14 protein-coding genes and 2 pseudogenes are annotated in these 14232 nt (G+C 60.7%); 12 read left to right on the forward strand and 4 right to left on the reverse strand.

The window, feature by feature from the left end:
- The first annotated feature begins 276 nt into the window (after positions 1-276).
- Positions 277-810: a peroxiredoxin gene (locus ACFSQT_RS04170; RefSeq protein WP_095082048.1), complete on the forward strand. Its 534-nt coding sequence runs from the start codon at positions 277-279 to the stop codon at positions 808-810.
- Positions 811-961: 151 nt separating this feature from the next.
- Entirely contained in the window at positions 962-2449 is a 1488-nt protein-coding gene (rpoN, locus tag ACFSQT_RS04175) for an RNA polymerase factor sigma-54 (RefSeq protein ID WP_379017115.1), read from the forward strand.
- A 20-nt stretch (positions 2450-2469) separates the two neighbouring features.
- Here rpoN and ACFSQT_RS04180 read toward each other — a convergent pair whose 3' ends face one another.
- The 4 genes from ACFSQT_RS04180 to ACFSQT_RS04195 form a co-directional block, all read right to left on the reverse strand.
- Positions 2470-3060 (reverse strand): nitrogen fixation protein NifQ, encoded by a 591-nt coding sequence (locus ACFSQT_RS04180; RefSeq protein WP_378921972.1) that lies wholly within the window; start codon positions 3058-3060, stop codon positions 2470-2472.
- A gap of 30 nt (positions 3061-3090) precedes the next feature.
- Positions 3091-3405 carry a ferredoxin III, nif-specific gene (gene fdxB / locus ACFSQT_RS04185; RefSeq protein WP_095082054.1) on the reverse strand — a complete coding sequence of 105 codons (315 nt, stop codon included), beginning with the start codon at positions 3403-3405 and terminating at the stop codon, positions 3091-3093.
- 421 nt (positions 3406-3826) lie between these two features.
- On the reverse strand, positions 3827-4282 hold the full coding sequence (locus ACFSQT_RS04190; RefSeq protein WP_379017116.1) for a hypothetical protein: 456 nt from the start codon (positions 4280-4282) through the stop codon (positions 3827-3829).
- A gap of 5 nt (positions 4283-4287) precedes the next feature.
- Positions 4288-5352: a hemin-degrading factor gene (locus ACFSQT_RS04195; protein ID WP_095082058.1), complete on the reverse strand. Its 1065-nt coding sequence runs from the start codon at positions 5350-5352 to the stop codon at positions 4288-4290.
- A 710-nt stretch (positions 5353-6062) separates the two neighbouring features.
- On the opposite strand from ACFSQT_RS04195, the gene ACFSQT_RS04200 reads away from it, so the two are divergent.
- From ACFSQT_RS04200 to ACFSQT_RS04245, 10 genes and pseudogenes are all read left to right on the forward strand, one after another.
- Positions 6063-6383 (forward strand): iron-sulfur cluster assembly accessory protein, encoded by a 321-nt coding sequence (locus tag ACFSQT_RS04200; RefSeq protein WP_095082060.1) that lies wholly within the window; start codon positions 6063-6065, stop codon positions 6381-6383.
- A gap of 24 nt (positions 6384-6407) precedes the next feature.
- The gene (locus ACFSQT_RS04205) at positions 6408-6656 is read left to right on the forward strand and encodes a hypothetical protein (protein ID WP_378921977.1); all 249 of its coding nucleotides are present in this window, start codon (positions 6408-6410) and stop codon (positions 6654-6656) included.
- Positions 6653-7852 carry a cysteine desulfurase NifS gene (gene nifS / locus ACFSQT_RS04210; RefSeq protein ID WP_095082066.1) on the forward strand — a complete coding sequence of 400 codons (1200 nt, stop codon included), beginning with the start codon at positions 6653-6655 and terminating at the stop codon, positions 7850-7852. The genes ACFSQT_RS04205 and nifS overlap by 4 nt, the downstream gene beginning before the upstream one ends.
- Positions 7849-9000, forward strand: a pseudogene (locus ACFSQT_RS04215) (homocitrate synthase/isopropylmalate synthase family protein). The gene nifS and the pseudogene ACFSQT_RS04215 overlap by 4 nt, the downstream one beginning before the upstream one ends.
- A 112-nt stretch (positions 9001-9112) precedes the next feature.
- Positions 9113-9493, forward strand: coding sequence for a nitrogenase stabilizing/protective protein NifW (gene nifW, locus ACFSQT_RS04220; RefSeq protein ID WP_095082068.1), 381 nt, complete (start codon positions 9113-9115; stop codon positions 9491-9493).
- Between the two features lie 183 nt (positions 9494-9676).
- Complete coding sequence (locus tag ACFSQT_RS04225) at positions 9677-10528, forward strand: electron transfer flavoprotein subunit beta/FixA family protein (protein WP_095082070.1); 852 nt, start codon at positions 9677-9679, stop codon at positions 10526-10528.
- Between the two features lie 16 nt (positions 10529-10544).
- Positions 10545-11654, forward strand: a complete 1110-nt coding sequence (locus tag ACFSQT_RS04230) for an electron transfer flavoprotein subunit alpha/FixB family protein (RefSeq protein WP_095082072.1) — start codon at positions 10545-10547, stop codon at positions 11652-11654.
- Between the two features lie 11 nt (positions 11655-11665).
- Positions 11666-12973, forward strand: a complete 1308-nt coding sequence (locus ACFSQT_RS04235; protein WP_095084245.1) for an FAD-binding protein — start codon at positions 11666-11668, stop codon at positions 12971-12973.
- A 7-nt stretch (positions 12974-12980) separates the two neighbouring features.
- Positions 12981-13280, forward strand: coding sequence for a ferredoxin family protein (locus ACFSQT_RS04240; protein ID WP_095082074.1), 300 nt, complete (start codon positions 12981-12983; stop codon positions 13278-13280).
- Between the two features lie 324 nt (positions 13281-13604).
- A pseudogene (locus ACFSQT_RS04245) lies at positions 13605-14005 on the forward strand (helix-turn-helix domain-containing protein); the annotation flags it as partial.
- Positions 14006-14232: the final 227 nt, after the last annotated feature.

The raw sequence follows: 14232 nt of genomic DNA on the forward strand, positions 1-14232 counted from the left end.
GATCGTACCGATTCCGGGCCCACATCGGGACGCCGTCCCCTCCAGACATCGATGGTCGGTGGCTACTTTGCACATGAGTGCTTCGAGGCCGACAGGCCAAGGCATGGCGCTCGCCCAATCGCGGTTTGCCAGCCCTGCTCGGCGTGTGAGCGCCGGCGAGACGAATAGCCAACACGCAACCGATAGACCGAATGATCGGCGAGCCAGCCCCAGCCCGGTGTCGCGTCAGCCAACCGAGAAACAATGCGCCACCCTTCAATTAGAGGAGAAACATAGATGACCGTTAAAAAGAAGGTTCCCTTCGTCACCTTTCGCACGCGTGTTCGCGACAAGTCGATCGAGGGGCCAAATCCATACCGCTGGGAAGACAAGACATCCGACGACTATTTCAGCGGTAAGCGCGTCATCCTGTTCTCGCTTCCTGGTGCCTTCACCCCGACCTGCTCGACCTACCAACTGCCCAATTTCGAAGAGCTCTATGACGAGTTTCAGAAGGAGGGGATTAACGCCGTCTACTGCGTCTCCGTCAACGACGCCTTCGTCATGAATGCGTGGGCGAAGTCCTTGGGACTGGAGAAGGTCGAGCTTATCCCGGACGGCAAAGGCGAGTTCACGCGCAAGATGGGTATGCTGGTCGCCAAGGACAATCTGGGCTTCGGCATGCGCTCCTGGCGCTACGCGGCCCTGATCGAGAATGGCGTGGTGGAGAAGTGGTTCGAGGAGGAAGGCTTCTCGGACAACTGCGAGACCGACCCCTATGGCGTCTCGTCCCCGCAGAACGTTCTTGAAACGCTGAAGGCCGCCGCATGAACCTTGTGCATGTCGCCCAAAGTGCGCAGCGGGGACATGCAAAGACACAAGACTCTAAAGCGCCTCGCCTGAGGCCCTCCAGCCGCGATGCGCTTTAGAGGGGTCGACGTTTCAATGCCCAAGGGTTCCCTCGAGAGGATTGGCGCTAACCATGCAACCCACAGCAAGCCTGCTTCAGCGCCAGCAGCAATCCATGGTGGCATCGCCTCAACTCATTGAGTCGATACGCTTGCTGCAACTGGCGCATGCCGAACTGCATCAGTACGTGGAGCGGGAACTCGAGAAGAACCCGCTGTTGGAAACAGCGTCGGACGACGAGGGGCCTGTCGGCGACGCTTCCTCGAATTCGGAGAGGGATCCGCAGGTCGGCGCAGGCGGCAACAACGTCGACGGTCCGATCAGGGCCGGTTCCCCGGATCGGGTCGGGCAACGGAAATCACAGCGCAACACGACGAACGATGCGACGGGAAGTCGCCCTGCCCCCGAGGAATTTGTCGCCCTCACCGAAACCTTGCATGACCATGTCGCTCGTCAGATCGCCCTCACCGCATTTACACCGCAGGAGCGGCTGATTGCTGGCCTGCTTGCAGCTGATCTGGAAGACACTGGCTACCTCCGGGTAGACCTCTCGGATCTGGCCGGCAGCCTAAACATCCGGGAGGCTGATGTGGAACGGGTTCTCGGAACCTTGCAACAGTTTGATCCACCCGGGATTTTTGCGAGAACTCTCAGCGAATGCCTGGAAATACAGTTGCGCCAGCGAGACCGGTTCGACCCCGCGATGGCAGCTTTGGTTGCCAATCTTGACAAGCTTGCGCGACGTGATTTTCAGACCTTGAAGCAGCGTTGCGGCGTTGATGAGGACGACCTGCTCGAGATGTTGCATGAAATCCGTGCGCTCGACCCCAAGCCTGGAAACCGATTCCAATCCGGAGAGCCCCAATCCATCATACCCGACGTCTGGGTCATGCCCTCGCCCGGAGGTGGATGGCATATAGAACTTGATCCAGAGACGCTGCCCAAAGTGTTGATTAATCAGACCTATTTCGCCGAAGTCTCACGCCTGACCGCCAAAGGTTCGAAAGATCAAGCATTTCTCAACGATTGCCTCGAAAGCGCGAACTGGCTAATCAGAAGCCTCGATCAGCGCGCCAAGACGATCCTGAAGGTTGCGGCTGAAATCGTCCGCCAGCAGGATGGCTTCTTGGAACATGGCGTCGATCACCTGCGGCCTCTCACTCTGAAGACTGTCGCTGACGCGATCAAACTGCATGAGTCGACGGTAAGTCGAGTGACGTCGAACAAATACATGCTTACGCCGCGCGGCGTGTTCGAACTGAAGTATTTTTTTACTGTCCCGATCGCCTCCTCGCAAGGCGGCGACGCGCACTCCGCCGAGGCGGTTCGTCACCGGATCAAGGCGATCATCGCGCTGGAATCGCCCAAAGACGTACTTTCTGACGAGGACATCGTTCTCCGGCTCAAGGAAACCGGTGTCGACGTCGCGCGACGCACAGTCACAAAATATCGCGAAGCGATGAACATCCCCTCCTCCGTGCAGCGGCGGCGGGAAAAGCGCTTATCGCTTAATGGCGATAAACCCTTGCCGCCTCGTACCCATGACGGTAGCGCTCCCTAAACGGAAATCGATCCCGGGCCTTATCCGCGGCTTTCGCCTTCCTCAGCGCCGAAACAATTTTCGAAATCATTGCATTGTCCGCAACTGGGCGCGGTGCACAGCGAAAAGCCTTCGGCCTCGCAGAGCTTGCGGTAAAAGTACTTTTTCCATTTCATGTTTTGGGTGTTTCCGGCCGCCAGCCGCGGAAAATGCGTGGCAAGCAAGCGGCTGAGCTCGGCACGATTGAAAAGGCCAAGGTCTTGCCAGAGATGGTCGTTGCGCATGGCACGCCGTGCGATGATCTTGGCGAAACGGGCGCCCGACGGGTCTCCTGGCCGGGCATGCGCGAGCAAGAGATCGCGCAGAAGTTCTTCCTCCAGGCTCGGCTCGGGGTCGCTCGCCTCTTCCAAGGCGAAAGTGTTGATAGCAGTTGCGGGGAAATCGCGGGCCAGGACATCCTGCAACTCGGCGCGCGAAAGGCCGGTTGCCTCGGTGGCCGTCGTGCCGCCGGCCTCAACCTCCTTGAGCGCCCGCGCGAAGATGCAGGCAAGCACATGCTGGTCGAACCCCGTGCCTATCTCAGCCCACGGCCATTGGCCAGTGCCGCGGCAACCGTGGTGATGGGCAAACATGGTGCCGTTCTCCCAGTCTGTTGCGTCAGATTATGGGGCGACCTGGTCGGCCGCGACATGCGTCTGACAGTTCTTCGGGCAGACGCGAGCGCAGGCGCCGCATCCGATACAGCGGCCGGCATGGTCGACCACCATGATCATGCGATTGAGCTCGCCGTCGAAGTCATCGTCCTCGCCGTCACAGATGCCAAGGATCTCACCCTCGTCATCGACGCCGTAAAGGTGCATGACCTCGCGCGAGCAGACTTTGAAACAGCGGCCGCACCCGATGCAGGTCGTGCCGTCGATAGCGGTCAGATATTGCGGCATCCATCCGGAACCGTCGCGGGTGACGAAAGCGTTCATGGTGAATTCTCCGGCCCAGCGAGTTCTCTTGCAGCTACCGAGCACCCTTCGTGCCAGCGCGGCCGAGTAGTAAGATTAGCGCTGCGTTCCCGCCATATCAACAGCGATGAAGGCCAGGGACGTTTTATGTCGGAATCCCGAACTGGTCTCAATCGGGCTCTGACCCGGTTCAGATATTGCATCGTCTGCAGGCCATCAATCACGCGATCCAGCCGGCCGATGCGCAGGTTGTCATGCACAGACTGGACGATAGGTCCTGCTGCTTCGGGGTTTTGCGCAGCAGATTGCCGTGCTGGCTCTGTCGCGGCGCTGATGCAGCGCTTCAGGCTGCTAGCGCTGGACGCAGGCATCGTCGAGATAGCTGCTGATTTCCGCCTCGTCGTCGCCGGACGACAGCTGCATGATGCCGCCGCAGGCTGTGTCATGCAGCTGCCGGAGGCGGGCAGTTTCCCGGCCTTTCCTTGCCGACGACGTATATCATTCGAGGATACCTTTGTTGCGACCGTCCTCTGGCAGCTTGATCAAAGTATGTACGCCACTTTGCATCGATCGCGTCCTCTCGGCGGCTGCCGTGGACGGCCAGAACGCCGGACCGACCGACGGACGGAGCACCCTCCGCCAACAGCCGTTGCACGTTGCCGACAATGTGCCGCTTCAGTGCAGCGTTCGGGTCGTAGCTGGTCGAATCGCGAGCCACGAGGGGGCGCTCCTCGCCAAGCGCATAGATGATCTCGGTGACAGAGCCGCCGATCGAGGTGATCCGCAGCGGATCGGAAAAGACAGCTGCGCCCTGACTGCGCTCAGCAGGCAACGCGGCGGCCAGCAGGAGGCCGAGCATCAGCGCGAGCAGGGAGCGTAAAGGGAAGGCAACACACATGGTCGTTATCTCACGCTGCTGACGGGGGTTGGGATACGTGGCAGGTTCTCGGCCAGAAACCGCCAGTCACCGCGTTCGCGGTCGCCTTCATAGCGCTGCCCGAAGAACTGGATGATCATTCTGCCGTCGGCGCCATAGGCTTCGAGCGACGTGATATGACCGTCCCTGGTCGGCTTGCGCACGGCCCAGACTTCGCGGATGTGATGGGTTCTCAGATGCAGGTGGAAGGTCGCGTCGAGCACATTGATCCACGGGCCGATCGGCTTGACCGACTTGACCGGACCGGAATGAATCTGAATGCAACCACGATTTCCGACGAAGCACATGATCGGCATCTCGTCTTCGGCCGCGCACTGGAACATGGCGCCAATGGCAGCATTGTCGAGCAGCCAGGCGTATTCCTGGCCGACCATCCGCATCGCCTCGCAGCGGCTGAGCTTCAGCGTCTTCAGCATATCGAAGAACTGATGCACGTCGGTCAGCCGACTCCAGTGGTCGCGTAGATCCTCGACCGTGGCGGCTTGGTCCGGAATCTCAGCATCGTCAGCTTCGCTCGCCTTAGCCGACACGATCGGCTCCTGGTTTGAGGATTCGAGCTGCGCCACCAGCTTCTGATAGGCATAGAGGTTGGAGGCCGGCCTGACGTGCACCTTGTGCACCGCCTTGCCGTCGGCATCGAAGAATTGCAGGCTGCGGTGGATGTCGCCGCCATCGCGCTTTTCGACGGCAAAACCGTGCTCCCACACCTTCGGGAAGATGCGCAGGTTGATCTCATCGCCAAGCACCATGGCATGGTGGTTGCCGGTTACCACCTTGTCGTAGATGCCGATCTTCTCGTGCACGGCGCTTTCATTGCGGGTCTGCGCCATCACCTCGCCAACCGCTTCGAGGCCGGTCAACAGGTCGTTGACGCGCGGCTCGATGCGAACCGCGTCGAAACCACAATCGGCTGCAACCAGTTCGGCTTCCGAAATCCCCAATTGGGCGGCGAGATCGGGCTCGCGGATTTTCGGACTGTCTTTGCGTGCACGCCGGATTTGCTCGGGCGAGGGCTTCTCGCGCTGCTCCATGTCCTATCCCCTGCTTCCATAGACGTTTTGATCATCGATGCCCTGCCGGCTGATCTGCAGCCGACGGGGCGCGCCTTGATGCTCGACCCGGTCTCGTGCTCGCCGAGAACAGAGTGTTGCTGGAGAGCCGTCCGGCACCCCTCGAAACGCGCGCGCGTACCAACTGAACTGCGGACGATGGCCGACAGGCACATGCCGGTCCCATCTCACTTCAGTCGACGGCCACTAGCCGGTGGTGAGCGATTGTGGATGCCGACGCCAATTGGCCGATCAGGGGTTCGGATTCTACGGACGGTGCTGCATTCCCATTGAAGGCGGAGCTGGTTCGGACCTGACATGTTGCTTTCCTTCCTGGCATCGATCACGAGGCTACCCAAGAGATGAATATCCGTCGACCAGTCTTGGGCCTCGCCGAAAGGGCAGATTCAAAAGTCGTGCCAATTGCGCGGAAGCAGGCGCAGGACGGATCTTCGGCATGCTCGTCAATGGCTTACGTGCAAGCGCAGCCGGATCTGAAGCCGAACATCGCTGTGTGCCTTACTCGACACACCTGACGGGGACCTGTCGGTTACCCGACGTCGTCCCAACGATGGCGCGCGAGATTCACGGCAGAGTCAGGGATATCGCACTGTTTGAAGCGGTTTTTTTCCTTTGGCACGGTCCATGCATGATGATCCGCAGTACGTCACGGACTGAGGAGAGATCGAACCATGATTACGCTCACCGACAACGCCGTTGCCGCCGTCAAGGCCGCACTTTCCCGCGCCAGCGAGCCGGTTGAAGGCTTTCGCATCATGGTCCAGGCCGGCGGTTGCGCCGGCTTCCAATACCTGATGGGCCTGGAGAGCGTCGAGCGCGAAGGCGATGCCATTATAACGGCGGATGGGGTCAAGGTGTTCGTGGACGTAGGCTCCCAACCCCACGTCGCCGGTATGACCGTCGACTTCGTTACGGAGATCGAATCCTCCGGTTTTGTCTTCGATAATCCCAACGCGCGGGACAAGTGTGGCTGCGGCAAGTCCTTCGGCTGATCGCCCCAGAGAAGGAAAAGAGGCATGTTGGACTATAGCGACAAGGTCAAGGGATGCTTTAGCGACAAGGTCAAGGGATGCTTTTTCGTCCCGAAGAATGCCGGCATTCTGGAAACAGCCACTGCACTGTGTAAGGTCAAAGCCATTTACAAACTGACGGGCACCGGCAGCGGCGGCCGGTTCGCCGTCAGCATCAACCACGTGTGCCAGAAGCTCAATGCGACGTGGCTCGCGCTTCGCATCATTCCGATCGACTGTGGATCGTGCGCATGAGGACTGTCTATCTCGACAACAACGCAACGACGCGGGTCGACCCTGATGTCGTTCGAACGATGCTGCCGTTCTTTTCGGAGCAATTTGGCAACCCTTCGTCGATGCACAGTCTTGGCGCCTCGGTCGGTGCAGCGGTTGGAAAGGCGCGTCGGCAGGTACAAGCGCTGATCGGCGCGGAGTTCGACGATGAGGTCATCTTCACCTCTGGCGGGACGGAAAGCGACAATGCCGCGATTCTTTCGGCGCTCGAAGTGATGCCCAATCGAGCAGAGATCGTGACTTCTGCCGTCGAGCATCCGGCCGTGCTGACGCTGTGTGCACACCTTGAGAGGACGCGCGGCGTCAAGGTGCACACAATCCCCGTGGATCGCCGTGGCCGGCTCGACCTGGACGCCTACAGGGTCGCCCTCACGCCAAAAGTCGCAATCGTCTCGATCATGTGGGCGAACAATGAGACTGGTACGATCTTTCCAGTGGCCGAGCTTGCCGACTTGGCCAAGGAAGTCGGCGCCCTTTTCCATACCGATGCCGTGCAGACGGTGGGCAGACTCCCGATAGAGCTGAAATCGACGGCAGTCGACATGCTGTCGCTCTCCGGCCACAAGCTGTATGGGCCGAAAGGGATCGGCGCGCTTTATGTAAGGCGCGGCGTGGCCTTCTGCTCATTGATCAAGGGGGGGCACCAAGAGCGCGACCGGCGCGCGGGCACCGAGAACACGCCGGGCATCGTCGGGCTGGGGATGGCGGCCGAACTTGCCTTGAAATTCATGGAGGACGAGGCTACGCGGGTAAAGTCGCTCCGCGACCGCCTCGAGGACGGGATCCTCCAGCATATCCCAAACAGCTTCGTCGCTGGCGATTCGCTTGAACGGTTGCCGAACACCGCTAACATTGCCTTCCAAGATATCGAAGGCGATGCAATCCCACTTCTTCTCGGCCGCCTCGGCATCGCCTGTTCCTCCGGCTCTGCCTGCACCTCTGGATCGCTGGAGCCGAGCCATGTCTTGCGGGCGATGAAAATGCCATACGCAACAGTCCGCTTCTCCTTCGGGCGCCAGAATGGCGAAGCGGACGTCGATCGGGTGCTCGAGGTCGTGCCCGCAATCGTGGAAAGGCTGCGTGGGCCCGGCAGGCGAAGCGCTGAAGACCGTCAATCCGGTCTATGCCTGGGCAGCACGAGAACCGGCAGCTCATGAACCGTCGGATCTTTCTCAGCGATACGACATTGCGCGATGGTGAGCAGGCACCCGGCGTCGCCTTCACGACAGGCGGAAAAGCTGGAGCTTGCCGATTCTCTCGCCGCAGCCGGCGTCCCAGAAATCGAGATCGGCACGCCCGTCATGGGCGCCGACGAGATCGAAGCAATTCGCGCCGCGGTTGCGCGGAGTCTCCCGGTTCGGCTAACGGCATGGTGCCGGATAACGTCGCAGGATCTCGATGCAGCGATCGAGAGCGGCGTCTCCGCCATCGATCTGTCGCTGCCTGCATCGGACATCCAACTCGCCACAAAGCTAGGTCTCGATCATGCAGGAGCGCTTCAGGTCATCGAGTATATGGTCGGACGCGCAGCCGCCGGCGGTTTCTTCGTCGCCGTGGGCTGCGAGGATGCCTCGCGGGCCGATCGGGATCATCTCGCTCGCGTTGTCGAAACAGCCGCGCGCGCCGGCGCCAGCCGTGTCAGGCTGGCCGACACAGTCGGCGTTCTCGATCCGTTTTCGATTTTCGAACTGTCGCCCAGGTCGCGGCGCAGTCTCCTATCGATATAGAATTTCATGGGCACAACGATCTCGGCCTCGCTGCCGCCAACACGCTGGCCGCGATACGCGCCGGCGCGCGCCATGCCTCCGTCACCGTTCTCGGGCTCGGCGAGCGCGTCGGCAATGCCGCGCTGGAAGAGGTGGCTACCGCGATGGCGGTCCTCGGCGGCCCAGACACGGGCCTAGAGCTGGCCGCATTGCCCGCCTTGGCGGCCCAGGTGACGCAGGTCGCCCGGCGGACGACAGCAGCCATCAAGCCGGTTGTCGGCGCCGATGTTTTCACTCACGAATCCGGCATTCACGTCGCCGGGATGCTGAAGGACCCGCGTACCTATCAGGGACTGGATCCGGCTCTCGTGGGCCGCTGCCGGCGTATCGTCATCGGTAAGCATTCCGGCGCCACCGCGATTGCTCATGTGCTGGGCGAAAGCGGCCGCGATCTCGACCCGGATCTGGCAGCCGCGATGGTTGCCCGTGTCCGCCGCATGGCAGCCGAGATCAAATCGACCGTCACCGCAGCTCAACTGGTCGAGCCCTACGATAGACTGCGCAGCGAGACGGCTGGCCGAAGCCTTGCATTCCACTGAGGCGGACGATGTCGTTTTTCCTCGCCATCCGTTCCGCCAGGATAGCAGCCGCGGCTTGTGGCGCAAAAAGCCGCTCCGCCATCGCACACAATTTCCGACCTTGGAGAATGCAATGAGTTGTTCCGCTGACGGCCGTCCCTTCGATCTCACGGATATCCTCGCGCGGCTGAAAGGCCTGTCGGCTGCGGAGGAGTTCTTCGCCATCCTTGGCGTTTCCTATGACCCCAAGGTGCTCAATGTCTCGCGGCTCCATATCATGAGGCGGATGGGCCAATACCTTGCGAGCGAAGATCTCTCCGAACTGCCCGACTCGGTGATCGCTGCGCGGGTCCGCGGCACGCTGGAGCGCGCCTACCAGGACTTCGCGATTTCCTCGCCGCTCACGCACAGGGTGTTCAAGGTGCTCAAAGACCACGATCCGGACAAACCTGCTACGCCGGGCCGCACCTTCGTCCCGTTCGAGTCCATGCTGAAACGGTTCGGGAAGGAATGAGCGCGACACGGATGCGACGCAACAATGTCGCCAAGTCGACAAATGGGGGTCATCACGACGAAGCCTTCAGAAGCAACCAACCGAATTTCCGGCAAGAGCGGCGCGCAAATGATTGGCATGAATGATGCGCGAAGGAGACGACCGCAAAGCCCGCATCCGGACAGGAGCCTAGAGAAACCGCCAATGCACATCGTAATCTGCATCAAGCAGGTGCCGGACTCGGCACAGATACGCGTCCATCCGGTGACGAATACGATCATGCGTCAGGGTGTGCCGACCATCATCAACCCATACGACCTGTTCGCCCTCGAAGAAGCGCTCAGGCTACGCGACGCTTATGGCGGCGAGGTCACAGTGCTCAGTATGGGTCCGCCAATGGCAGAGAACGCGCTGCGCAAGGCGCTCAGTTATGGGGCCGACCGCGCGGTGCTCTTGACCGACCGCTATTTTGCCGGCTCCGACACGTTGGCGACCTCCTTCGCTCTTTCCCAAGCAATCGCCAAGGTTGGCGAGACGTTCGGCACGCCAGACATCGTCTTCACCGGCAAGCAGACGATCGATGGTGACACCGCCCAGGTCGGACCCGGCATCGCCAAGCGCCTCGGTCTCTTGCAACTCACCTATGTCGCGAAGATCGCCTCCATTGATCTCGCTGCGCGCGAGATCAATGTCGAGCGCCGCTGCGAAGGCGGCATGCAGTTGCTTAAGAGCAGACTTCCTTGCCTTGTCGCCATGCTGGAAGGCACCAACGAGATCCGCCGGGGTTCGCTTCAGGACGCCCTGTGCGCAGCGCGCAGCCAAGTCGTGAAGTGGAGTGCGGCCGAGGCCGGCATTGAGGACCTCACCAGATGCGGCCTGCGCGGCTCGCCGACGGTCGTCAAGCGTGTTTTCGCCCCGACCCCACGGGCGGAAAAGGCGGAGCGTATCGAAACCGCGGAGAAGACGCCGCGCGATCTCGCTGACGAACTCGTCGCCGCACTCTTCACCCGGCAGCCGGAATTGGCACACGAACTCGCCTTCAACAACGACGCGTGAGGGCAAGGAGCAGACGATGTCGACCCCGAACCGAGAAACCCCTCGCCCTGCCGCCGGCCGTGCCGGCATAAAGAAGGAACTGCCTGACCGTTTCAAGGACCATCGGCATGTCTGGGTTTTCATTGAGCTCGAACGCGGCCAGGTTCATCCCGTATCCGTGGAACTGCTCGGCGAAGGCCGCAAGCTGGCAGACAAGCTTGGCGTCCAGCTTGCGGGCGTCGTGCTCGGACCGCCTGAAGAAGCCACCCGCAACGCCGTTGCCGAGGCCTTCGCTTATGGAGCCGACATGGTCTACCTCGTCGAGGCACCGTTGCTGGCCGACTATCGGAACGAGCCTTTCGCCAAGGCGATGACGGATCTGGTCGATACCCACAAACCGGAGATCCTTCTGCTGGGCGCGACCACGCTCGGCAGGGATCTTGCCGGCTCCGTGGCGACGACTTTACATACGGGGCTCACGGCCGACTGCACCGAACTGGACGTGGATACAGACGGATCGCTCGCCGCGACCCGTCCGACTTTCGGCGGTTCCTTGCTATGCACGATCTATACGCTCAATTGCCGGCCGCAGATGGCGACAGTGCGTCCCAGGGTCATGCCCATGCCGCAGCGCGCCGACAGGCCGGTAGGTCGTGTCATCGAGCACAAGCTGTGGTTAGCCGAGGATGAGATCGTCACCAAGGTCCTCGGGTTCCTGCCGGATAGCCAGTCGGCAAAGGCAAATCTCGCCTATGCCGATGTCGTGGTTGCGGGAGGCCTTGGTCTCGGCGGCGCGGAGAATCTGCAGCTTGTGAAGAATCTCGCGCGCGCGATCGGCGCCGAACATGGCTGTTCGCGCCCGCTGGTCCAGAAGGGCTGGATGCCGGCTGATCGGCAGATCGGCCAAACCGGCAAGACCATCCGGCCGAAGCTTTACATCGCGGCCGGGATTTCCGGCGCCATCCAGCATCGCGTTGGCGTCGAGGGCGCCGATCTCATTGTCGCCATCAACACCGATCCGAACGCGCCGATTTTCGATTTTGCCCACCTTGGAATCGTCACTGATGCGATCCGCTTCCTGCCCGCACTGACGGAAGCCTTCACCCGGCGGCTGTCGCCGCATAGTCGCGACAAGCTAGCGAGTTAAGGAAGATGGACATGATCGAGGAAGAATTCGACGCCATTGTCATCGGGGCCGGCATGTCCGGTAACGCGGCTGCTTACACCATGGCAAGCCACGGCCTGAAGGTGCTGCAGTTGGAGCGCGGCGAATATCCGGGTTCCAAGAATGTCCAGGGTGCCATCATGTACGCGAACATGCTGGAGAAGATCATCCCGGACTTCCGGGACGATGCGCCTCTCGAGCGGCATCTGGTCGAACAGCGGCTTTGGGTGATGGACGACACCTCCCACACCGGGATTCACCACCGGTCGGACCACTTCAATGAGGCGAAGCCGAACCGCTATACGATCATCCGCGCACAGTTCGATAAATGGTTTTCGCGCAAGGTGCGCGAGGCTGGCGCGACGGTTCTTTGTGAGACGACCGTGACGGAGCTCGTCCGAGATGGCAGGGATAGGGTGATCGGCGTCCGCACAGATCGGAGCGGCGGAATAATAGGCGCGGACGTGGTCGTTCTCGCAGAAGGTGTGTGCGGGCTGCTTGGCACCCGGGCCGGCCTGCGATCGATGCCCAAACCAGAAACCGTGGCGCTCGCCGTCAAGGAGATGCATTTCCTGCCCGAAGAGGTCATCGAGCAGCGGTTCGGCCTCAACGGCGATGAAGGCTGTGTGATCGAGGCGGTGGGCACGATCTCCCACGGCATGGCCGGGCTCGGCTTCCTCTATACCAACAAGGAGTCAATCTCATTGGGCGTCGGCTGCCTCGTTTCCGATTTCGCCGCAGCGATGGAGAGCCCTTACGCTCTCCTTGACGCCTTCAAAAACCATCCTTCGATCCGGCCGCTGATCGCCGGCTCCGAGGTCAAAGAATATGCCGCGCATCTCATTCCCGAAGGTGGCTACAAGGCGATTCCGCAGCTCTTTGGCGACGGCTGGGTGGTGGTCGGCGATGCCGCGCAGTTGAACAACGCCATCCATCGCGAGGGTTCGAACCTCGCCATGACCTCCGGCCGTATCGCGGCTGAGGCAATCGTTCAGCTCAAGAGGCGCAGTCATCCAATGACTAAACGGAACCTATCTCTTTACAAGATCATGCTTGACAATTCATTCGTGGTCAAAGATCTGCGCAAATACAAGGACATGCCAGCCTTGCTTCATACCAATTCGTGCAATTTCTTCACCACATATCCGCAATTGCTGTCCAAGGCCGCGCAGAACTTCCTGCGCGTCGACGGCACCCCTAAGATCGACAAGGAAAAAGCGACCACGGCCGCCTTCGTCAAGGCTCGTTCGCGCTGGGGGCTGGTCAGCGACGCGGTCCGCCTAGCATGCGCGTGGCGCTGAGGGAGAGATGACGATGGCAGTGACCAAGTTACGCGTCGAGGACAAGCTTTACCACAACCGCTACTTGGTCGATCCTGGCCGCCCGCATATCAAAGTGCGACCGCACGAGAAGCCGAGCCCGAACCTTCTCGCCCTGACCCGCGTGTGCCCGGCCAAATGCTATGAGTTGAACGACGCAGGCCAAGTGGAGATCACCCCCGATGGCTGCATGGAGTGCGGCACCTGCCGGATTTTGTGCGAGGCCAGCGGTGAGATCGAGTGGAACTATCCGCGCGGCGGCTTCGGTGTCCTCTTCAAGTTCGGATGATCGGCGGCGCCCGCACTGTTCAAATGAATACTGGAGTTCAAACGACCAAGGCGCGCTTGGGAGGAGTATCCTGGATAACCGCTGAGGTGTTTCGATGGCCCATATGCTGCGGGATCGGTTCGATGAAGGAGGTCCTCCGGACATCGGGCCGGAACCGGCCCTCAAAACCATGCACAAAGCCGATCTCTCACTCAGGGAATTTATGAGATATCGAAGGTTCTGACTGCGCCAGCTCCGCTGGAGATTACGCTCGCCAACGTTGTGAAGGTCCTCCCGTCCTTTCTGCAAATGCGCCACGCAGCAGTGGTTGTCCTGGACACTGCTGTGCGCGAGCTGGAAAACTGCGTGCAATGGACGGCTACACTTGCTCGGTCATGGACAATCACTTCGTCGGACTTCGCCTGCACGAATAGTCAATGCCTTTCTTCGCTCCTGTGGAAAGCAGCCGAGAGTTCGCATGGCGCCAATGCAATCGACGGGCTGTCACGCAGCAACATTTTGCCGGCTGGATCAGGGCTGCTGGCCAGCCGCATCGGCACTCCACACGACAAGGTATCGTCCCTGCTTGCCCAGCGACAGCCCTGCGTCTGACAGAGCGCGACCGGCTGATCGACACTATGGAGAAGGTGGGCTGGGTTCAGGCAAAGGCCGCCCGTATCCTCGACCTCACGCCGCGGCAAATCGGCTACGCTCTGCGCCGGTATGGCATCAAGGTGAAGAAATTCCAGAGATCAGATAACCTGCAATGGCGGGCTGCATCAGCGCTGCTGAACTGTGGCTCAGACACGCTTGCCTTCGCGGCCCCGATCCGCTTGTCCGCCTGTCGGAATGCCGACAAAACGCTGTCCGAACAAAACGACAGAATTCGACACGGAAAGCCAATTCGTGAATTAAAACCGCTCTTTGAGCTGGCATGGCTCTTGCGCTTCCAGCTGCGACGTCCACCAGCAAC

Source organism: Mesorhizobium calcicola (genome assembly GCF_042682105.1).
GTDB lineage: Bacteria > Pseudomonadota > Alphaproteobacteria > Rhizobiales > Rhizobiaceae > Mesorhizobium > Mesorhizobium calcicola.